The following is a 20,216-nucleotide window of genomic DNA, read 5'->3' on the forward strand; positions in this document are numbered from 1 at the left end:
CGTGCGCTTTTTGCTTCTGTCCTGCTGCATTTTGTTGTTGACTGCCTGCGGCAAGGGTCCGCAAACCTTCCGCTTCGACAATCCGACCGGGCAGGCCTTGCCGATCCAGGTCGATGGACAGTCGCACAGCATCCCCGCACATGCCGAACTGGCCCTGGAACTGGCGCCGGGCGCGCACACCCTGCAGACCGCGCAGCTCGGACGCGTGCCCTTCACCGTGTATGCCGATCACGACGGCGCCCTGGTCAATCCCACCCTGTCGGATTACTACTGGGTCGACGAGGTCTACTGGACCAGCACCGCCCGTCCGCGCGAGTTTCAGGGCGATGGAGTCGTCGAGGTGCGGGGCGTGGCACTGAAAGGCCGCTACGGGCAAGTCCACGACTTGTTCATCGTCAAGGACTGGGACTTCGACGTGCATACCCCATTCCCCGAGAACGCCGTCGGCGCAGTCGACAGCAGTGGCGGCCGGCGCATGCGCAAGATTTTCGCGCCCGACGACTTCGTCGCCTACGTCGAGAGCAGCCACGATGCCCCTGGCTATGTCGCGGCGCATCAGCCACGCGATTGGCAGCCGCCGCAGCGCCGGGTCACGCCCGCGGCCGAACGCCTGCCGGCCTTGCCGCCAGTGATGGAGGCGCACGCCGGGCCGCTGCACGCGCTGGTCAATGCCTACCTGCATGCGACCGATCCGGCCGAGCAACAGCGCCTGCGCAAGACCTACGTATCCACGCAGATCGACTTCACCCATGCCACCGCGCGCCTGTTCAGCGGCCTGTCGGTGGACGACAACAAACGCGTCAACGCCTTCGTCGAGGGCGTCAGCCAGATCATGACCAGCCCCGCGCTGGTGACCGGCCCCTGAGCCGAGTCACCGGACGGCCGCGTACGGGTCGCCACGCGGCATTCGGCTAAACTCCACCACATTCACGTTCACCACGGCGTCCAATGAACCCGAACTACCTCGACTTCGAGCAACCCATCGCCGATCTGGAAGCCAAGATCCAGGAACTGCGCAACGCCAGCACCGGCCCGGCGGTCAACGTCGACGCGGAGGTGGGCGCGCTGGAGGACAAGCTGCGGGTGCGTACCGCGCAGATCTTCCGCGACCTGTCCTCGTGGCAGATCTCGCAGCTGGCGCGGCATCCGCAGCGCCCGTACACGCTGGACTACATCAACGTGTTCTGCGACGAGTTCCAGGAGCTGGCCGGCGACCGCGCCTTCGCCGACGACAAGGCCATCGTCGGCGGCCTCGGCCGCATCGACGGCCGCGCGGTGGTGATCATCGGCCACCAGAAAGGCCGCGACACCAAGAGCAAGATCGCACGCAATTTCGGCATGCCGCGTCCGGAGGGCTACCGCAAGGCGCTGCGCCTGATGAAGCTGGCCGAACGCTTCAAGCTGCCGCTGTTGACCTTCATCGACACCCCCGGCGCCTACCCCGGCATCGGCGCCGAGGAGCGCGGCCAGAGCGAGGCGATCGCACGCAACCTGCTGGAGATGGCCGAACTGAAGGTGCCGGTGATCTGCACCGTGATCGGCGAAGGCGGCTCCGGCGGCGCGCTGGCGATCGGCGTGGGCGACCGCACCCTGATGCTGGAGTACGGCACCTACTCGGTGATCTCGCCGGAAGGCTGCGCCTCGATCCTGTGGAAGGACGCGTCCAAGGCCAAGGACGCCGCCGAACAACTCGGCCTGACCGCCAAGCGCCTGTCCGCGCTGGGCCTGGTCGACAAGGTGATCCGCGAACCGATCGGCGGAGCCCACCGCAACCCGACGCAGATGGCCAAGCGTCTGAAGGCGGTCCTGCTCAACGAACTGGACGCGCTGGAACAGCTGCCGATCGAGCAACTGCTGCAGAAGCGCTACGAGCGCCTGCGCGGCTACGGCGCCTACGAGACGGCGTGAGGCGCCAGTCGCCGCGCGCGGCGACTCGGGATTGGGGAATCGGGAATCGGGATTCGCAAAAGCGGGGCCTTCCGCTCCAGTGTTGATCGCGGCAACCCATAACACGTCGGCGCCGGGAAACTCGCTGTTACGAATCCCCAATCCCGAATCCCCAATCCCCGCTCAAAACGGCTTGGCCAGCACCAGCCAGATCACCACCAGCAGTCCGAGCACCGGCAGTTCGTTGAACAGGCGCAGCGCGCGCGAGGGCGGCAGCGGCTGTGCCTGGCCCAAGCGCTTGAGCCAGCGGCCGGTGAAGATGTAGTAGGCCAGCATCAGCGCCACCAGGCCGAGCTTGGCGTGCAGCCAGCCGCTGTGGCCGGGCGCGACCATGGTCGGGAAGTCCGGCAGCACTTTGTAGCCCAGCCACAGCGTCAGCCCCAGCAGCAGCGCCAGGCCGAACATGCTGTGGCCGAAGCGGTACAGGCGCCGCCCCATCAGCGCCAGGCGTTCCTGCACCTGCGGCTGGCCCGCGCTCTCGGCGACGTTGACCAGGATCCGCGGCAGGTAGAACACCGCCGCCATCCATGCGATCACGAACAGCAGATGCAGGGACTTGATCCACAAATAGAGTTGCATGCGCTGGCTCCGGGTCGCTGGCGTAGGATGTGCGGCCATTTTCGCCGATTCGTCCGGCGCCCGCACGGATCACACGCGCTCATGAGCAAACAGTACGACGCCGACTACTTCCAGCGCTGGTATCGCCGCGACGGCATCGGCGATGCCGCGCGCCTGACGCGCAAGGTCGCCCTCGCCGTGGCCCAGGCCGAGTACTACCTGGAACGGCCGATCCGCAGCGTGCTCGACATCGGCTGCGGCGAAGGCGCCTGGCGCGCGCCGCTGCTGAAGTTGCGGCCGAAGCTGCGCTATCTCGGCTTCGACAGCAGCGACTACGCGGTCGCCCGCTACGGCCGCCACCGCAACCTGCACCCGGCGCGCTTCGGCGATTTCGCCTGGCTGCGGCCGTGTGCGCCGGTGGACCTGCTGGTGTGCTCGGACGTGCTGCATTACGTGCCCAGCCGCGAGTTGCGTCAGGGCCTGCCCGGCCTGGTGGAGTTGTGCGGCGGCGTGGCGTTCCTGGAGACCTTCACCGCCGAAGACGACTTCGACGGCGACCACGCCGGCTTCCAGCCACGCGCGGCGCGTTGGTACCGGCGCCAGTTCGGTGCGCTCGGGCTGCGCCCGGTCGGCAGTCATTGCTGGCTGGCGCCAGCGCTGGCGGGGGATGCGGCGGCGCTGGAGACGATTGGTCTGGTTCCCCATTAAGGTGCAAACAGCGCGGATGCGTTATGCTGCACGGCAGCATACGCTCAGGATGGAAACACCGGCATGCTCTACCAGTGGCACGAACTGACCCGTAACCTGCTCGCCCCCTGGGTGCACCAGGCCGAAGCCAACGCCAAGATCTTCTCCGATCCCAACAGCCTGTGGTCGACGCTGCCAGGCGCCGAGCGCCTGGCCGCCAGCAACGAGCTGATGCACCGCCTCGGCAAGGACTACGAGAAGCCGGCCTGGGCGCTGGACCATGTCGAGGTCGACGGCCACGCGCTGCCGATCGTCGAACAGGAAGTGCTGCGCAAGCCGTTCTGCCGTCTGCTGCGCTTCAAGCGCTTCAGCGACGACGCCAAGGTCGTGGACGGTCTCAAGAAGCAGCCGGCCGTGTTGGTGGTGGCGCCGCTGTCCGGCCACCACGCCACGCTGCTGCGCGACACCGTGCGCACCTTGCTGCGCGATCACAAGGTCTACGTCACCGACTGGATCGACGCGCGCATGGTGCCGCAGGCCGAAGGCGACTTCGGGCTGGACGACTACGTGCGCTACGTGCAGGACTTCATCCGCCACATCGGCGCCGAGTCGCTGCACGTGATGAGCGTGTGCCAGCCGACCGTGCCGGTGCTGGCCGCGGTGTCGCTGATGGCCGGGCGCGGCGAGACCACGCCGCGTTCGCTGGTGATGATGGGCGGCCCGATCGACGCGCGGCGCAGCCCCACCGAGGTCAACAACCTGGCCACGCGCAATCCGCTGTCCTGGTTCGAGCACAACGTCATCCACACCGTGCCGCCGTCATACCCGGGCCACGGCCGCGAGGTCTATCCGGGCTTCCTGCAGCACATCGGCTTCCTGGCGATGAACCCGAGCCGGCACTTCATGTCGCACTGGGATTTCTACGCCAACCTGGTCAAGGGCGACCTGCAGGACGCCGAGGCGCACCGCCGCTTCTACGACGAGTACAACGCGGTGCTGGACATGCCGGCCACCTACTACCTGGACACCATCCGCGTGGTGTTCCAGGAGTTCCTGCTGCCGCGCGGCGAATGGGTGATCGACGGCGAACGCGTCGATCCGGCCGCGATCCGCGACACCGCGCTGCTCAGCATCGAAGGCGAGCTGGACGACATCTCCGGCCTGGGCCAGACCGCGGCCGCGCAGGACCTGTGCACCGGCATTCCCGCCGCGCGCCGCCAGCATCTGGAAGTGCAAGGCGCCGGTCATTACGGCATCTTCAGCGGCCGCCGCTGGCGCGACATCGTGTATCCGCAAGTGCGCAGCTTCATCGCCGCCAACGCCGCTGCCAGCCGCGCGCCGGCGACCGGCAACGTCACCCCGCTCAAGCGCCGCGGCAGCCGCAAGGCCGGCTGAGCCGGTAACGTCCGCGGCCGGCAGCTGCCGGCCGCGGCACCTCGTCATTGCCCCGCGCTGTGCACCAGCAAGTGCTTTGCCAGCAGGCCATGCAGCTTGCCGACCGCGCGCGCCAGGTGCAGCGTACCGAACAGCAGCACGATGCCCAGCGCGCTCCACACCGGCAGCAGCCACGGCGCGCTTTCGATGACGTTCCCGTCGACGAACATCGCATTGAACTGCTGCGGCAGGAAGAACCCCAGCGGCGCCGCCGCGAGCGCCAGCCCAATACTCAGCAGGGTGATGAACACGCTGAAGTAGAAGGTGCCCAGCGGCAGCATCAGCAGGAAGTACAGCATCGTGGTCCAGGTGCGCGCATCGGTGAACATCTGCCCGATGCGCCGCAGCCACGGTTGTTGCGGCGCGCTGTACAGCGGCCGCCGCGGCATGCGTTCGCCCAGCAGCACTTCCACGATGCGCCCTTCCACCAGCGACAGCACGCGCACCGAGCCGAAGAACAGCACCAGCAGCGGCACGCCGACGATCAGGATCAGCATGCCCGCCGACACGCTGATGCCGGTGACCAGCCAGGTGAAGTAGAAGATGCCGGTGACCAGCGACAGCAGCATGTAGAACAGGCTGCCGTAGGCGCGCGGGTCGGCGACAACGCCGAAGAAGCGACCGGACAGCGAGCGGCGCTTGGGAAGCGTCGGCGGGCGCAGTGCACGGTTCACCGTCACTTCGGTCTCACGGTAGATCTCGGCCACCTCATCCGGCGCACCGTAGCTGCCGGCCACACCGGCGATGACCTCGGCCTCGCTCTTGCCCGGCTGCTCGGCCAGCTCCGAACGCAGGTATTCCTCCGCGTCGTACAGCGCGTCCTGGACCAGCGCCGGGTCGGCGCCGGCCAGCGCCGCGCGCAGTTGCGCCAGGTAGTCGGGAATGGTGGTCGGCAAGGGCCGCGGTGCGGTGTGTGCGCTGCTCATTCTGAAATCCCCTTCAGCACGGAATCGACGGAATCGCGGGTGGCGCGCCACGCCGCGGCCCATTGCCGCAGCGTGGCCAGGCCCGCCGCGGTGATGTGGTAGTAACGCCGCGGCGGCCCGGCCACCGACGGCTCGACATGGCTGGACAGCAGGCCAGCCGCCTCCAGGTTGCGCAGCACCGGGTACAGCGCGCTCTGCTTGCCGCTGAGCACGCCCTTGCCCACCTGCTCCAGGCGCTTGGCGATCAGGTAGCCGTACAGCGGCGCCTCGGCCGCGGCCAGCACCGCCAGCAGGGCCAGCGACACCGTGCCGGCGCTCAGCTCCTTCTGGAACTTCTTCAGTTGTGCATCCGGCTCGACCATGGCGCCCTCACTAGGTTGAGATAGATACTAGTACCGAGTTCGACATAGTCCCTGTGCCGTTGGTCATGCCTGCCTCGCCTGCCCGCCACCGGTGCGACAAACGATTCGACAACACCGCGCTGACTACACTCGGAAGACTTCTTTCTCGCATGCCATCCAGGAGGTCACGCATGAGTTCGACGCCCGCCACCCCACAGCCCGGGCAGGCCACCGACGCCAGCTTCGCCGGATCCGGCAACCAGTTCTCGGTCGGCGGGGTCAAGCGCGACCCGGCGGCCGGCTCGGGTTCGCTCGAGTACAGCCGCACGGCCGCAGAGGCCAAGTACGGCCCGCTGGAATACGCGGTGGTGCATACCGGCAAGGTCGGCGCCGGCCGCAAGGAGGAAGACGGCAAGACCACGTTCAACGTCGAGATGGAGTTCACCCAGGGCCATCGCATCCAGGGCGACTTCAAGGCCGGGCGCCTGGCCGCCGACGGCAGCCTGACCCAGGCCACCGGCGAGCGTGGCCGCTACGAGGTCAGGCTGCCCGGCGCGGCCACGGCCGACGCCGCTGCGCGGGTGAATCCCTTCGATCCCACGACCATTCCGGAAGGCGGCCGCGTCAGGCTCGATGGCCAGGTATTCGCCAAGACCTCGATGGAGGCCGCGTTCCGCGGCTTCGCCACGTCAAGCGAGCGCACCGACGCGGCCGGCATGAGCTATGCGGTGGAGCGCCTGGACGCCGACCGCGTCCGCGTCGCGGTCGGCCCGACCCAGGCGGTGGAGCGCCTGGAGGCGGTGGGGCTGAAGACCGACATCGCCCAGGCCATGCTCGGCCGGCAGGACGCGCTGGGTCAGGCGACCATGCGCACCGCCACCTTCGACCTGCGCGAGCCGCAGGCGCAGGCCGCCTATCGCACGTTCCTGTCCAGCGGCCGACTCGCCGCCGACGCGCCCGGCGTCGGCGACGTGCAGAAGGTCGAAAGCCTGACCATGAGTTCGGAGACCCGCGCCCAGCTCGGGCTGGGTCCGTTCAAGGCCGAACTGGGCGGCCAGCGCAACAGCGGCGAGAACGTGCGCACCACCTATGCCGATGGCAGTTCCAGCGTGGTCGGCAAGGTGCAGTACGCCGGCAACGTGCCGATGACCCTGACCCGTCAGTTCGATCCGGCGGGCAAGGAGCGCGTGGACGAGCGCAGCTACCAGTTCACCTTCGACAAGGTCGACCACAACCAGGCGCAGCTGCTCAACGCCGCGCTGACGGGCAAGGACACCGCCTCGGCCGATACGCCGATCGCGGCCGGCCAGAACGCCACCCTGCGCTTTTCCGAACAGCAGATGGACGCGCTGCGCCAGCAGTATCAGCGTGCCGCCCAGGCCAGTCCGATGACCGCGCACGAGGCCGCCCAGTATGAAAAACAGAGTCCGCAGGACTTCGCAATCGGGCTGGCGCGAAACCTGGGCAATTCCCAGTACGGCCTGAGCGAGCGCCTGTTTCGCGTGGCCAGCAGCGCCGGCGGCACGCCGGGCGGCGACCTGGTGCGCATCGACGCGCAGGTCGAGCGCGCCGACCAGCCATCACCGTCGGCGCCCGCGCGCTCCGCCCCTAGCACGGGCACCGCGCCCGATGCGCATGCCGTCGCCGATCCGCAGCAGCAGGCGATGCAGCAGGCGATCGCGAGCAAGCTCAGCCCCTACGATGCCAACGTCGCCAGCAGCCTGCTGCTGGCGGCCAGGCGCGACGGCCTGACCCAGGTCGATCACATCCTGCGCAACGACAACGGACGCGTGTTCGCGGTGCAGGGCGATCCCATGTCCGGCGACAAGCGGGTGGCCTACGTGGACGCCGCGCAGGCCGCGACCATCCCGGCCGCCGAAAGCGCCAGGCAACTGGCCGCGCTGCCGCCGGCCCCAAGCCAGGCGCCGGTGCAGGAGGCGCAGGAACCGCAGCGGCGCGCGCTGTCGTAGGCGGCACTGCCGGCGGCACGGCGGTCGCGCCATGCCGCCGGCGCATTGGCAGCGGCCGCCGCTTCGGTGAGAATCGAGCGCTCACCGACCGGGCCGCCCTCATGCCGCTGCGCACTTCCCTGCTCGCCCTCGCGTTGTCGCTGTCCACCTTCGCCGCGGCGGCAGGGGCGCCGCCGCCGGCCGTGCCGTACCGCAGCCCGCAACAGATCCTGGATGCCTCCAAGCCCAGCGACTGGCGCACCCTGGATCCGGCGAACACGCTCTACCTGGAACTGGAGACCGGCCGCGTGATCATCGAGCTGGCGCCGGCGTTCGCGCCGCAGCACGTCGGCAACATCCGCACCCTTGCCCACGAGCACTTCTGGGACGGCCTGAGCATCTACCGCTCGCAGGACAATTTCGTGGTGCAGTTCGGCGACCCCGATGGCGAGGAGCCGGGCAAGGCCAAGTCGCTGGGCAGCGCCAAGACCCACCTGCCGGCCGAATTCCAGCGTCCCGCCGCGGGGCTGGCGTTCCAGCCCCTGCCCGACCGCGATGGCTGGGCGCCGCAGGTGGGCTTCGTCGACGGCTTCCCGGTGGCGCGCGATCCCAAGGCCGGCACCGCCTGGCTGGCGCACTGCTACGGCACGCTCGGCGCCGGCCGCAACAACGATGAGGACAGCAGCATCGGCGCCGAACTGTACGTGGTCACCGGACAGTCGCCACGGCAGTTGGACCGCAACATCACCGTGGTCGGCCGCGTGGTCAAGGGCATGGAACTGCTCAGCGTGATCCCGCGCGGGCCGGACCCGATGGGCTTCTACGAAAAACCCGAGCAGCGCACGCCGATCCGCGCGATCCGCCTGGCCAGCGACGTGCCGGAAGCCGAACGTACCCCGCTGCAAGTGTTGCGCACCGACACCCGCACCTTCCGCGAAGTCGCCGAAGCGCGGCGCAACCGCCGCGACGCGTTCTACAAGCGCCCGGCCGGGCACATCGACCTGTGCAACGTGCCGCTGCCAGTGCGCACGCCGCCGCAATAGCGCATTCCGCGCGACACTGCGCGCTCAGGCGCCGCCGCCAGCGCGCCGTTGCGGCTGCTGCGCGTGCAGGAAGCGGGTGAACAGTTCGCGCGGCTGCTCCACGTCGCACTCGGTCAGCAGCATGGCGATGTTGCCGCGGTGGAAGGCGCCGTGCGCGAGCACGTGGAACAGCATTTCCTGCCGGCTCATGCTGCCGGCGTCGCCATCGGTGAAACGGAACGCGAGCGTCTGCTGCAAGGCGGCCGCGTCGAGCCGGGCGACGTAATCGGCATACCATCGGTCCGATTCGGTCACGGCCGCGCCCAGCGCCACCAGTTCCGGCGTCTGCGGCGTGTTGCTCGCGGTGAATGCATGCGTGCCGCACTGCAGGTGCGCGGCGAAGATCCGGTCCACCACGTAGGTGTGGTTCAACAGCCGGATCGCGCGCTCGCGCTGCGCCGGAAACGCATCGCCGTCGATCTGCGCCAGCGCCTGCAGCAGTTCGACGTTGGCCCAGGCCTTGAAGGCGAACTGCGATGCGAGCAGGGAATCGGTCATTGCGTTGTTCTCCAAGCCAAAGGCGTGCGCCACACGGCGATTAGGGCGCGCCGGTGCGCCGCCAGTTCGGGCATCTTCGCGCACGTTGCCGCGGCGCTGCTACCGCGCGCGCTGGCTGAAGGCGACGCTGCCCAGGATCAGCATGCCGGCCAGCAACATGGTCCAGGTCAGCGGTTCGCCGAGCAGCGCCCAGGCCAGCAGCGCGCCGAACACCGGCACCAGGTAGGTCACCGTCGACGCGCGCGCCGGGCCGATGCGCTGGATCAACCGGTAGTACAACAGGAACGCCAGCCCGGTACACAGCACGCCCAGACCGCCCGCGCAGGCCCAGGCGACGGCCGGCACCGGGGCGGCCGGCCAATGCGTCCAGGCCAGCGGCGCCAGCAGCAAGGCGCTGCAACCCAGGGTGGACGCGGCGGCGGCGGCCGGCGGCAGATCGCTCATGTGCCGCTTCACCAGGCTGTAGCCGATGCCATACAGCAACGAGGCGGTGGTGCCGGCCAGCGCGGCGGGTCCCACGCTGATGCCAGCCGACTTGCCGGTGGCCAACACCACGATGCCGGCGAAGCCGATCAACAGCGCCAACGCGCGGCGCGTGCCGATCTTCTCGCCGAAGAACAGGAACGCGATCAATGCGGTGAACAGCACGGTCATTGCGTTGCAGATCGCGCCGATCGCCGCCGGCGCATGTTGCGCGCCCCAGGCGAACAGCAGGAACGGCAACGCGGAGTTGAGCAGGCCGATCCCCGCCAGGGTCGGCCAGCGCCGCAGCGGGAAGCGCGCCCGCGCCAGCCACAGGAACGGCAGCAGCACCGCCGCGCCCAGCGCCAGGCGCAGTTCCACCAGCGCATAGGCGCCGAACTGCGGCGCGGCCACGCGCATGAACAGGAACGAGCAGCCCCAGACGATGCCGAGGAAGCCCAGTTCCAGCGGCGTGCGCCAGTCGCGCGTCGCAGCGCCGTCGGGTGCGGACGCAGCAGGGACGGAGATGGCCGGCTGCAGAGAGGTATCGGAAGTAGGCATGGAGGAGGCTCGTGGTCGACCGGGAACGCGCCGCAGCGATCGTGCGACGCCACGCATCCGCGGCCGGCTGCGGGTGCCGAGCGGCGCCTTCGCGCCGACCCCGCCTCGCCGCTGCGCGCCGCGCATGTCGCGTTCGGCTGCCAGCATCATCCTGCGCCACGGGGCCGACAAGCGCGTAGTATCGTCGCGAGCCACAAATCTGCCGCGTGTCTGCTCATGCAACTGCGCCCGTCCCTGCTGCCCGCGCTTGGCGTGTTCGCCGCCGCGGCCCGCCACCAGAACTTCGCCCATGCCGCGGAGGAACTGCACCTCACCGCCAGTGCGGTCAGCCACCATGTGCGGCGCCTGGAAGCCCTGCTCGGCGCCACCCTGTTCCAGCGCCAGGCGCGCGGGGTCAAGCTGACCGCCGAAGGCCGGCAACTGGCCGATGCCGCCAGCGCGGCGCTGGCCGACATCGCCGCGGTGGCCGGCAACCTGCATCCGCAGGCCGACACCGCGCCGCTGCGCCTCACCACACTGCGCTCACTCTCGTACTGCTGGCTGCTGCCGCGCCTGCCGCGCTTCTGCCAGGCCTACCCGCACGTACGCCTGGAGATCCAGACCGACTCCGCGTTCTCGCGCTTCGAAGACGGCGGGCCGGAACTCGGCATCCGCTACGGCCAGGGCGACTGGCCGGGACTGACCTCGCACCACCTGATGGACGACGAACTGTTCCCGGTGGCCTCGCCGGCCCTGCCGCAACTGGCGACGCTGCGCCGGCCCGAGCAGATCGCGCAGTTGCCGCTGCTCACCGACATGTCGCCGCAGGGCTGGCGCGACTGGTTCCGCGCCGCCGGCGTGCGCGGCGTGGCGCTGCCGCCGATGCACACCTTCAACGACAGCACCGATGCGATGCGCGCGGCGGTGTACGGCGTGGGCGCGGTGCTGGCGCGCAAGCACATCGCCCAGCCCTACCTGCAACGCTACGAGCTGGTGCGCCTGCCCGGCCCGGCGCTGACCGCGCGCTATTCCTACTACATCGTGCATCCGACCCACCGCCTGCTCAGCCCGGCCGCCAGCCACTTCGTCGATTGGCTCAAGCGCGAGGCGCTGGACGAGCGCACGCCGATGCCAGCGCTGCCGGCGGAACTGCTGGGGTTGCCGCCGAAGGCGGGCTAGCGCCCCTGGCCGCACGCATTCGCGGGGGTGGCATCGACCACGACCGATGCCGTGCGTGCGCAGTGCGTGTGCAGTGAGATGGTGGCGCGACCGAGATCTTGCGTCTCACGGCGGGTCGCGTCGGGACTGAAGTCCCTCCCGCAGAGAGCGGAAGCCCCTCTCCCATCGAGAGAGGGGTTGGGGTGGGTCCGACGCACAAGCGACTCGCGGAATCCGGATGGACGAGGCTGCGCCCACCCCCTCGTCCGCGCCTGCGCTGCACCTTCCCCCGAAAAGGGGGCCATGATCCAGATGAGGAAAGGACACGCCGTCGTCTGTCTTCGATCGGGACAGCGGGTCAAGGTGAGGTTCCAGCCGTCTCAACGACCTGCGGCGCACGCCCGCCCGACTGCGAATGCGGCAACGGCCGAATGCGCACGCGGTGCGCGCAAATGTCCACATCCCGATACAGCATCGAACGTCCGTTGCGAAAGGTGAAGCGAAGATCGTAGCGGCAGGCATGACCGGCGAGCGGAAAGGTCGCTGCGTCGCCGCCGCCCCGCAACGGCGCGTGGAGTGCGACCTCGCGGAACTGTTCACTGCCTGGTGCAGCGACGGCCAGCGACGTCAGCGCGTCGTAGGCGCGGTTGCTCAGTTCCAGATAGCGCACCGGCTCGGCCGCGGCAGCCGGTGCGGTCGCAACGGACAGGGCAAGAGTCAAGGCAAGGACGCGGATCGAGGGCATGACGGATCTCCGATGGAAGGATGCGCCAGCCACGCGGGGTAGATTCCGCTGTGCTGGCCTGCCCATCAGGCCGGGTGATCGTGCGGCTGCAAATCGATTCGGGACGAATCGTCGTTCTCGCGCTCCCAATCGTAGTGGGCGCGCGCCGGCGCTTTCCACGGCGTGTCGCTGCGCCTAGGATGCGCCCGTCACCCCTCGACCACCTCTGGATGAACGTCCGACTCGGCAATACCGAAATGAGCCTGGGGCGCTATATCGCGCTGTGGACGCTGGTGGCCATGGTGTTCATGCTCCAGAACATCGTCAACAACGGTGCGGTTGCCAGCAGATGGCCTTTGGAGGTGCCCATCCGATGGTCGCTGATCCAGTGGTACAGCTGGGCCCTCCTGGCGCCCACCGTCTTCCGGCTCGCCGAACGCTTTCCTGTCCGTGGCGCTCAGCGCTTCCACGGGCTTGGCGCGCAGGCAGTCGCAAGCCTGTGCGTGACGTTTGCCGCGATGGTCATCGGCGCGCTGGCCTCCACCCTGTTCGAGCCCAGTGGTTTCGCTGAACAGCTGGGATATTTCCTGGAGCAGCACTTCGCCATCGGGTTGCTGACCTACTGGACCCTGTTCGCGATCCAGCAAGCGCTGCACTTCCACGCCGAGAAGACCCGGCGCGAAGTGGAAGCCAGCCGCCTGGCCGCCGAGCTCGCGCAGTCGCGCCTGCAAGTGCTGAAGAGCCAGCTGCAACCGCATTTCTTGTTCAACACGCTGCATGCCATCGTCACCCTGCTGGACGAAGACACCGTCGCCGCCGAGGACATGTTGCTGCGGTTGAGCGAACTGCTGCGGGCGTTCCTGGAAGAATACGACGGCCAGGAAATCACCCTGGAACGCGAACTGGCCCTGCTCGACCTGTATCTGGGCATCCAGCGCAAGCGGTACGGCGACCGCCTGAGCGCGAAGATCTATGTCGCCCCCGGCACCCTGCACTGCGCGGTGCCTAGTCTGCTGCTGCAACCCCTGGTGGAGAATGCGATCCGCCATGGCATCGGCCAGCGTGTCGGCAGCGACCGCATCGAGATCGAGAGCCGGCGCGAAGGCGAAACGCTCTCCATCGAAGTGCGCAACGGCAACAGCACGCTGGAGGAAAACAGCAAAGCGGGCGGACACGGCATCGGCTTCTCCAATACTCGCCTGCGGCTGCAGGAACTCTACGGCGACAACGCCGACATCCGGCTCGACATGCTCTATCCGCAAGGCGTTGCCTGCCGCATCCGGCTGCCGTTCCGCGAGCTGGACGCCGAGGAAGCCCCGGAGCACCTCCCTGCATGAGCGTCACCGCGCTGGTGATCGACGACGAGCCGATCGCACGCCACGCCATCGTGCGGCTGCTGCGCGCCGATCCGGACATCGAACTGCTCGGCGAATGCGGCGATGGCGCCTCTGCGGTGATCGCGATCCGCAGCCAGTCGCCCGACCTGGTGTTCCTGGACATCCAGATGCCGGCGATGACCGGCATGGACGTCGTCGCCACGATCGGTGCGGCCAACATGCCGGCGACGATCTTCGTCACCGCCTACGAGCACTACGCGGTCCGTGCGTTCGAGGCCAACGCGGTGGACTACCTGGTCAAACCCTTCAGCCGCGAACGCTTCGCCGAGACCCTGCAGCGTGCGAAACGGCGCCTGTCCGCCGGCATCGGCGTGGGCACCTCTTCCGAGGCGCGCATCCTGCAGACCCTGGATGCGTTGCGCCAGCGCGACGACTATCTGCAACGGATTCCGGTGCGCGTCGACGAAGCGGTGGTGCTGGTCGCGGTCGAGGACATCGTCTGGATCAAGGCCAGCCGCAACACGGTGCTGATCCACCTCGCCGACCGCACCCATGAACTGCGCGAGACCATGGCCACGCTGGCCGCGCGGCTGGACCCGCGCCACTTCGCCCGCGTGCACCGGTCCGCGATCATCAACCTGCGCCGGGTCAGGGCGATCCACCCCTGGTTCAACGGCCACCATGTGGTCACGATGGATACGGGGCAGCAATTGCGCATGAGCCGCTACCAGCACGAAGCCTTCCTGGGGCTGGTGACGACGCGCAAGGACCCTTGAACGAAACGCGGGCACTGCGCCGACCGCCTCGTCCGCCACGACCGCTCTGCTGATGGATGGCGAACGCCATGGAAGGGCACCGAGTCATCGCCATGCCGCCCGCCTGTGCGCGGACCGAAAATCCCCGTCGCGGCCGAGCCGCTTCCACCAGAAGGCAGCGCACGTGGCCCCCACCGCCGCGCCCGACGGCGCTGCCTCGGCACTTGACAGTTGCATGGCGACACGTCATTAATTAACTAATTCGTTAATTAGCTAAACTCCGATGTCCATCGATCGCGTTTTCGAAGCCCTCGCTTCGCGGCCACGCCGCGAGATCCTGGCCTACCTGTCGGCCCAGGAACTTACCGCCGGGGAGATCGGGCAGCGCTTCGCGATGAGCGCGCCGGCGATCTCGCGGCACCTGTCCGTGCTGGAAGCGGCGGGACTGGTGGCGAGCGAGCGCCGCGGCCAGTTCGTGGTCTACCGGCTCACCCCCGACAACCTGGTCAACACCCTCAGCGGTTTCGCCTTCGAGATCTGCCCCAGTGCCGGCCCGCTCAAACGCGAGTCGCGCAGGCAGGCCAAGCGCACCGCCTGATCCTTCCGCCACGGCAACAGGAGTCCGCCGATGACCGCCGCACCGCTCAGCGAACACGCCGCCGCGCAAACCGGATTTCCCTCGGTGCGCCTGCCCTCCTATAGCGGCGGCTTGCCGGTGGAGGTCATCCTGATCGCCCAGCTCGGCGTGGGTGCCGGCGATCCGCTGATCGCCCAGGCCTGCCTGCGCCAGCGCGCGCATCCGCAGTTCCGCGATGCGCTGGACGAACCCTCGGCGCGTCTGGCCGGCACCGATTTCGGCAATGGCGAGTCGACCGCACTGTATTCGTTCGCGGTCGGCAGCGGCGGCCATCCGTTCCATTGCCATGCCGGGCATCGCATGTTCACCGCGATCACCGGCAGCGGCGGCGCGCTGCTGCGTTTCAGTACCGCCTCGCCAGCGCAACTGCAGGAGGATCCCCAGCATTTCCTCGCCGCGCTGCGCCATGTCGAACTGCCCGCCGACTGCCTGTTCAGCGTGCGCTTCGGCGGCGGCACCTGGCACCAGTTCGCGCCGCTGCGCGCGCAGTCCGGGCATCCGGCGTTCTTCGCCCTGTCCTGCCACAGCGACGAAGCCGGCGGCGCGCTTGCCGAGGACGTGCGCGCGCAGGTCCTGGCCGGCACCGCCGACATCGCCACCCTCACCGAACTGCTTCCGGCCCCGGTCGCGGCGCTGCTCGCATCGCCGCAGGCGCAGGCGCTGCCCGTACCGACGGTGCGGCTGTCGCTGGCGGCGTCGCCAGGCAGCCGGCGCCTGGCCTGGTGCGCCGGCCTGCGCGCCCTCAGCGGACGCCTTCGGCAGCGGCTGGGCGCCTGGCGACATCCAGCCGGTTTCGCGGCGCTCGCGCCACGCTTGCCGCGGGCACGGGTGACGCGACAGTTGCTGCCCGGCTCGCTGCTCGAACAGCAGCTGCCCGCGCATCATCACCAGGACAGCGTGCGGCTGACGGTGCCGGCGCAGGCGCTGCGGCCACTGGGCGCACACGCACTGATGGCCGCCTTGCTGGACGGCTTCCTGCGGCACCCGCCGCGTACCGTGACCTGGCTGATGCGCCTGCGCAACGTGCTGGTCGCGCCGCTGCGGCTGCGCACCTCGCCGCTGGGCTGCCCGGTGTCCTCGCTGCTGTCGCCGCAGCGCGATCAGTTGTTCGCCGGCCGCTTCCCGGTGCTGGCGCAGGCCTCCACGGCGCAGGCGCGGCGCGTGCAGGTGCTGCTCGGCGCCGACGACCGCCACCTGGTGTTCCGCAGTTGCGTGGGCGTGACGCTGCGCGACGACGGCAGCGCCGAACTGAGCCTGGAGACGCGTGTGGCCTGCCGCAACCGCTTCGGACACCTGTACATGGCCCTGATCGCCGCCGCGCACCGCCGCTACATCGCACCGACGCTGCTGCACGCGGCCGCCGAGGCGCTGCTGCTGCCGGTGGCCGAGCATGCCGGGCCGGACGCGGTCGTGCCACTGCGCTGAGCGCGTCATCACCCCGCCTTAGCCGATGCCTGCCTAGCCTGCGCCTTCCCCCCAAGAGGAAGGCACATGCCCCAGCTCCGCATCCGCATCACCGGCAGCGAGGACGACGCCCGCGCCATCATCAACCTGCTGTCGAGCCTGGAAGGCATCGAACACGTCGAGGAAATCGACGACCTGATGCCACACATGGACGACGACGATTCGAGTTCCGCCGGTCTGCCCGACGATCAGGGACCGGGCACCCACGAAGTGGAAGTGGAAGCCGGCAACGCCGCCACCGCACAGAAGGTGCGCGAAGCGGTGGAAGCGCTGGCGTTCGAGCTGGACGTGATCGTCGAGTTCGAACAGGACGAAGGCTGACGCCGGCCGATGGGACGTTGCGCCGCGTGGCGCCGCGTCCCGGCAGGCCGCATGGCCTGCTTGCGTAGAAGTACGGTCAGCCGCGTCCCCTGGTTCGGGCACGTTGCGGCCATGCGTCGGGATTGAAGCATTCCCACGCTGCCAGCACGCGCATCGTCGATGTACCTGCAGGGGCGGCGTCAGCCGCGACCCGGGATCAATGACCGACCAGACCTGTTCGATGCCACGCCACCCTGCGTGGCATGCGTGCGGCAAGCGCAGCGCCGCCCCACCTCGCTGGCGTATCGCCTGGGGCGCTCCCGCCCGATCCACATCGGACGGGAAAGCCACGTCTCCTAAGCTGCGCGCCGCCGACGTCGACGCCAGGCGATCAGCCGCCACAGCGCATAGCCGAGCAGCACGAACGGCGCCAGGCCGACCACTGCGCGAATCGCCCAGGCGATCGATCCGGCAAAGATTTCGCCACTGTCGCGCAGCGCATCGCCGATGTCGCTGCGGCTACGCTCGGCGGTCGGCGCGACGAAGGTCAGCGTCACCCGCTGCGTATCCAGGCGTCGGCGCTGCTGCGCGGCTTCCTGGCTGGTGGCGAGCAACTGCGTCTCCACGGCGGCCAGTTTCTCCGACAGCGCGATCATATCGGCCACGCTGAGATCGCGGCGCTGCTGGAACTCCTGCAGGCGCCGCTGCTCGGCCTGCAGACGCTGGCGCTGCGCGTCGTTGTCCTGCACCTCCTGCGCCAGATCCTCGGCATGGGTGGTGCGGCTTTCGATCTGGCCACCCTGGCCTGCCTGCGCGATCAACGGCTCGACCCCGGCCGGCGCGATCCGCACGCTGAGTTCGCCGTGCGGCTGCTCGCCGCCACGCTGTTCGACCTGCAACACCGTGCAGGCCCCGAAACGCGACTGCTGGCACTCCTCCTGGAGTTGTTTGAGCCGCGCGGGGATCTGCGCCGCCGGCAGCGCCACATCGACCTCGTGCTCATAGGCCAGTGTCGCCATGGCGCGATGCTCTTCGCCAGGCGCACCCGCGGCGAAGGACGCATCTGCCGCCTGCGACGCGGCCTCGGCGGCACTGCTGGCAGCATCGGCGGCATAGGGCGGCGGAGCAGCGCTCTCGCCGCCACGGCTGCAGGCAGCAATCGCCGCCATCAACGCCAGGGAAACGCCCCAGCCGCGCCAGCGCCGGCTGCCAGGCCGCGGGCCGCGTCGAGCGCTCGCAGTCTCGGCACGCCCTGCCCCGGCTGCGGCAGGCAGTGCGGCATCGACCGTGGCGATCTCGGAATCGCACACACTGCGGCCGCGATGGCGACGTCCCTTGTCCTGCATTTCGATGCTCCGGAGTGGCGAAAGCGTCAAGGGTAATCCAATGGCAGGGGCGCCGGCAGCACGGCGGGGCTACCCTGGCGGATCGACCCACTCCAGGAACCCCGATGCGCAAGCACCTGCTCGCCGCCGCCCTGCTCGCCGCCCTCGCCGGCTGCCAGAAACCCGCCGATGCGCCCGCCGCCAGCAACGCCGCTCCCGGCCAGGCCGCGGCCGCCACCGATGCCGCCGCCGACGCCAGCTTCGCCGCGCTGTCCAAGCGCGCCGTCGACACCTGGATGCAGCTGTCCCCGGTCGGCGCCACCCAGACCGGCGACCACCGCTACGACAGCGAACTGGACGACCTCAGCGCCGCCGGCCGGCAGAAGAGCCTGGAGGCGAGCAAGCAGCTGCTGGCCGAGCTGGACAAGCTCGACGTGGCCAAGCTCTCGCGCGAGAACCAGGTGGACGCGGCGATCCTGCGCAACCAATTGCAGTCCGACATCTGGAGCAACGAGGTGGCGCAGGGCTGGGCGACCGATCCGCAGGTCTACAACGGCCTGGCCGGCGGCGCGATCTACGGGCTGATGGCGCGCGAGTTCGCGCCGCTGCCGGAGCGGCTGAAGTCGGCCACCGCGCGCATGGAGAAGATCCCGGCGTTGTTTGCGCAGGCGCGCGCCAACCTCGACCCGGCCCGCGTGTCGGAGATCAGCGCCAGGACCGTGGCCAAGCAGAACCGCGGCATCCTCAGCATCGTCGACAGCTTCATCGTCCCGCACATCCAGGAACTGCCGCAGGCCGACGCGCAACGCCTGCAGGCGGCGATCGAGGGCCTGAAGAAGGCCGTGGCCGAGCAGCAGACCTGGCTGGACCAGACCCTGGTGCCCAACGCCAAGGGCGATTTCCGCCTGGGTGCGGAGAAGTACGACCAGAAGCTGAAGTTCGCGCTCAACTCCTCGCTGTCGCGCGCCGACATCAAGCAGCGCGCCGAAGCCGAGCTCACGCGCGTGCGCCAGGACATGTACGCCATCGCCCGCACCGTGCTCAAGGACAAGCCCGGCGCTCCGGCGTTGGTCGACGCGCCCAGCGACGCGCAGCAGCAGAAGGCGATCGAGGCGGCGCTGGAGCTGGCCTACGCGCAGCATCCGGCGCGCGACAAGGTGGTCGAGGACGCCAAGGCCTCGCTGGCCGATGCCACCGACTTCGTGCGCAAGAAGGATCTGGTGACCCTGCCCGACGCGCCGGTGGACATCATCCTGATGCCCGAGTTCCAGCGCGGCGTGGCGGTGGCGTACTGCGATTCGCCCGGTCCGCTCGACAAGAACCTGAAGACCTTCTACGCGGTGTCGCCGATTCCCGACGACTGGACCGCGCAGCAGGCCGACTCGTTCCTGCGCGAATACAACAGCCGCATGATCCACCTGCTGAGCATCCACGAGGGCGTGCCCGGGCATTACGTGGAAGGGTGGCACTCGGCCAAGTTCCCGTCCACCCTGCGCGGCGTACTGCGCTCGGGCGTGTTCGCCGAAGGCTGGGCGGTGTACACCGAGCGGATGATGCAGGAGCAGGGCTATCTGGACAACGATCCGCTGTTCCACCTGGTGCAGCTGAAGTTCTACCTGCGCAGCATCGCCAACGCGCTGCTCGACCAGGGCGTGCACGTGGAAGGCTGGAGCAAGGAACAGGCGCTGCACCTGATGGTCCACGACACCTTCCAGCAGCAGAGCGAGGCCGAGGGCAAGTGGGTGCGCGCGCAGCTGACCTCGACCCAGTTGCCGACCTACTTCGTCGGCGTGCAGGAACACCTGGACCTGCGCAAGGCGATGCAGGACAAGCTCGGCGACAAGTTCAACCTCAAGGCCTACCACGACCAGGTGCTGTCCTACGGCGCCCCGCCGGTGCGGTTCGTGCGCGAGCTGATGCTGGACGAGCCGATCAAGTAGCGGGGATTGGGGATTGGCAACGGCGGCGTTGCCGATGCGCCTAGAGAAAAGCCCCCTCGATGGAGGGGGCTGCCGAAGACGGCACAAGGTGCGAACCGGAAGGCGTGGCTGCAATTGACGGTGCGCAGCGCACAGCGGACATCTCGCTGCGA

20 protein-coding genes are annotated in these 20,216 nt (G+C 69.0%); 13 read left to right on the plus strand and 7 right to left on the minus strand.

Features of this window, described 5'->3' with window-relative positions; translation table 11 throughout:
- Nucleotide 1: 1 nt before the first annotated feature.
- Complete coding sequence (locus GGR66_RS00275) at nucleotides 2–865, plus strand: hypothetical protein (RefSeq protein ID WP_184446805.1); 864 nt, start codon at nucleotides 2–4, stop codon at nucleotides 863–865.
- Nucleotides 866–948: 83 nt separating this feature from the next.
- Nucleotides 949–1,908: an acetyl-CoA carboxylase carboxyltransferase subunit alpha gene (locus GGR66_RS00280; protein ID WP_160969946.1), complete on the plus strand. Its 960-nt coding sequence runs from the start codon at nucleotides 949–951 to the stop codon at nucleotides 1,906–1,908.
- A 162-nt stretch (nucleotides 1,909–2,070) separates the two neighbouring features.
- Here the strand turns inward: GGR66_RS00280 and GGR66_RS00285 are convergent, their stop codons facing one another.
- Nucleotides 2,071–2,526: a CopD family protein gene (locus GGR66_RS00285; RefSeq protein WP_184446806.1), complete on the minus strand. Its 456-nt coding sequence runs from the start codon at nucleotides 2,524–2,526 to the stop codon at nucleotides 2,071–2,073.
- A gap of 81 nt (nucleotides 2,527–2,607) precedes the next feature.
- Here GGR66_RS00285 and GGR66_RS00290 point away from each other — a divergent pair, with 81 nt between their 5' ends.
- Both GGR66_RS00290 and phaZ read left to right on the plus strand, forming a co-directional pair.
- On the plus strand, nucleotides 2,608–3,213 hold the full coding sequence (locus GGR66_RS00290) for a class I SAM-dependent methyltransferase (protein WP_184446807.1): 606 nt from the start codon (nucleotides 2,608–2,610) through the stop codon (nucleotides 3,211–3,213).
- A gap of 63 nt (nucleotides 3,214–3,276) precedes the next feature.
- A complete protein-coding gene (gene phaZ / locus GGR66_RS00295) occupies nucleotides 3,277–4,587 on the plus strand; it encodes a polyhydroxyalkanoate depolymerase (protein WP_184446808.1) in 1,311 nt (436 codons plus the stop codon).
- A gap of 44 nt (nucleotides 4,588–4,631) precedes the next feature.
- Here phaZ and GGR66_RS00300 read toward each other — a convergent pair whose 3' ends face one another.
- Both GGR66_RS00300 and GGR66_RS00305 read right to left on the minus strand, forming a co-directional pair.
- Nucleotides 4,632–5,552, minus strand: a complete 921-nt coding sequence (locus GGR66_RS00300; RefSeq protein ID WP_184446809.1) for a sensor domain-containing protein — start codon at nucleotides 5,550–5,552, stop codon at nucleotides 4,632–4,634.
- Entirely contained in the window at nucleotides 5,549–5,914 is a 366-nt protein-coding gene (locus GGR66_RS00305) for a PadR family transcriptional regulator (RefSeq protein ID WP_184446810.1), read from the minus strand. Before GGR66_RS00305 ends, GGR66_RS00300 begins: the two co-directional genes overlap by 4 nt.
- A gap of 170 nt (nucleotides 5,915–6,084) precedes the next feature.
- Here GGR66_RS00305 and GGR66_RS00310 point away from each other — a divergent pair, with 170 nt between their 5' ends.
- Both GGR66_RS00310 and GGR66_RS00315 read left to right on the plus strand, forming a co-directional pair.
- On the plus strand, nucleotides 6,085–7,863 hold the full coding sequence (locus GGR66_RS00310; RefSeq protein ID WP_184446811.1) for an XVIPCD domain-containing protein: 1,779 nt from the start codon (nucleotides 6,085–6,087) through the stop codon (nucleotides 7,861–7,863).
- 101 nt (nucleotides 7,864–7,964) lie between these two features.
- Complete coding sequence (locus GGR66_RS00315) at nucleotides 7,965–8,885, plus strand: peptidylprolyl isomerase (RefSeq protein WP_184446812.1); 921 nt, start codon at nucleotides 7,965–7,967, stop codon at nucleotides 8,883–8,885.
- A gap of 24 nt (nucleotides 8,886–8,909) precedes the next feature.
- On the opposite strand, the gene GGR66_RS00320 is transcribed toward GGR66_RS00315, so the two are convergent.
- Both GGR66_RS00320 and GGR66_RS00325 read right to left on the minus strand, forming a co-directional pair.
- Nucleotides 8,910–9,422, minus strand: coding sequence for a DinB family protein (locus GGR66_RS00320; RefSeq protein ID WP_184446813.1), 513 nt, complete (start codon nucleotides 9,420–9,422; stop codon nucleotides 8,910–8,912).
- A gap of 99 nt (nucleotides 9,423–9,521) precedes the next feature.
- Nucleotides 9,522–10,445, minus strand: a complete 924-nt coding sequence (locus GGR66_RS00325) for a DMT family transporter (RefSeq protein WP_184446814.1) — start codon at nucleotides 10,443–10,445, stop codon at nucleotides 9,522–9,524.
- Between the two features lie 216 nt (nucleotides 10,446–10,661).
- Here GGR66_RS00325 and GGR66_RS00330 point away from each other — a divergent pair, with 216 nt between their 5' ends.
- Complete coding sequence (locus GGR66_RS00330; RefSeq protein WP_184446815.1) at nucleotides 10,662–11,603, plus strand: LysR substrate-binding domain-containing protein; 942 nt, start codon at nucleotides 10,662–10,664, stop codon at nucleotides 11,601–11,603.
- Nucleotides 11,604–11,940: 337 nt separating this feature from the next.
- On the opposite strand, the gene GGR66_RS00335 is transcribed toward GGR66_RS00330, so the two are convergent.
- Nucleotides 11,941–12,327: a hypothetical protein gene (locus GGR66_RS00335; protein WP_184446816.1), complete on the minus strand. Its 387-nt coding sequence runs from the start codon at nucleotides 12,325–12,327 to the stop codon at nucleotides 11,941–11,943.
- A 209-nt stretch (nucleotides 12,328–12,536) separates the two neighbouring features.
- Between GGR66_RS00335 and GGR66_RS00340 the strand changes: the two genes are divergently transcribed.
- From GGR66_RS00340 to GGR66_RS00360, 5 genes are all read left to right on the plus strand, one after another.
- The gene (locus GGR66_RS00340) at nucleotides 12,537–13,643 is read left to right on the plus strand and encodes a histidine kinase (RefSeq protein WP_184446817.1); all 1,107 of its coding nucleotides are present in this window, start codon (nucleotides 12,537–12,539) and stop codon (nucleotides 13,641–13,643) included.
- Nucleotides 13,640–14,419: a LytTR family DNA-binding domain-containing protein gene (locus tag GGR66_RS00345; protein WP_184446818.1), complete on the plus strand. Its 780-nt coding sequence runs from the start codon at nucleotides 13,640–13,642 to the stop codon at nucleotides 14,417–14,419. The genes GGR66_RS00340 and GGR66_RS00345 overlap by 4 nt, the downstream gene beginning before the upstream one ends.
- A gap of 262 nt (nucleotides 14,420–14,681) precedes the next feature.
- A complete protein-coding gene (locus tag GGR66_RS00350; RefSeq protein WP_017909067.1) occupies nucleotides 14,682–14,996 on the plus strand; it encodes a metalloregulator ArsR/SmtB family transcription factor in 315 nt (104 codons plus the stop codon).
- Nucleotides 14,997–15,026: 30 nt separating this feature from the next.
- Nucleotides 15,027–16,460, plus strand: coding sequence for a DUF2867 domain-containing protein (locus GGR66_RS00355; protein ID WP_184446819.1), 1,434 nt, complete (start codon nucleotides 15,027–15,029; stop codon nucleotides 16,458–16,460).
- A gap of 66 nt (nucleotides 16,461–16,526) precedes the next feature.
- Nucleotides 16,527–16,820 carry a hypothetical protein gene (locus GGR66_RS00360; RefSeq protein ID WP_160969972.1) on the plus strand — a complete coding sequence of 98 codons (294 nt, stop codon included), beginning with the start codon at nucleotides 16,527–16,529 and terminating at the stop codon, nucleotides 16,818–16,820.
- 335 nt (nucleotides 16,821–17,155) lie between these two features.
- Here GGR66_RS00360 and GGR66_RS00365 read toward each other — a convergent pair whose 3' ends face one another.
- Complete coding sequence (locus tag GGR66_RS00365) at nucleotides 17,156–17,968, minus strand: DUF4349 domain-containing protein (protein ID WP_184446820.1); 813 nt, start codon at nucleotides 17,966–17,968, stop codon at nucleotides 17,156–17,158.
- Nucleotides 17,969–18,249: 281 nt separating this feature from the next.
- Between GGR66_RS00365 and GGR66_RS00370 the strand changes: the two genes are divergently transcribed.
- Complete coding sequence (locus tag GGR66_RS00370) at nucleotides 18,250–20,064, plus strand: DUF885 domain-containing protein (protein WP_184446821.1); 1,815 nt, start codon at nucleotides 18,250–18,252, stop codon at nucleotides 20,062–20,064.
- Nucleotides 20,065–20,216: the final 152 nt, after the last annotated feature.

This window comes from Xanthomonas sp. 3498, assembly GCF_014199795.1.
Lineage (GTDB): Bacteria > Pseudomonadota > Gammaproteobacteria > Xanthomonadales > Xanthomonadaceae > Xanthomonas_A > Xanthomonas_A rydalmerensis.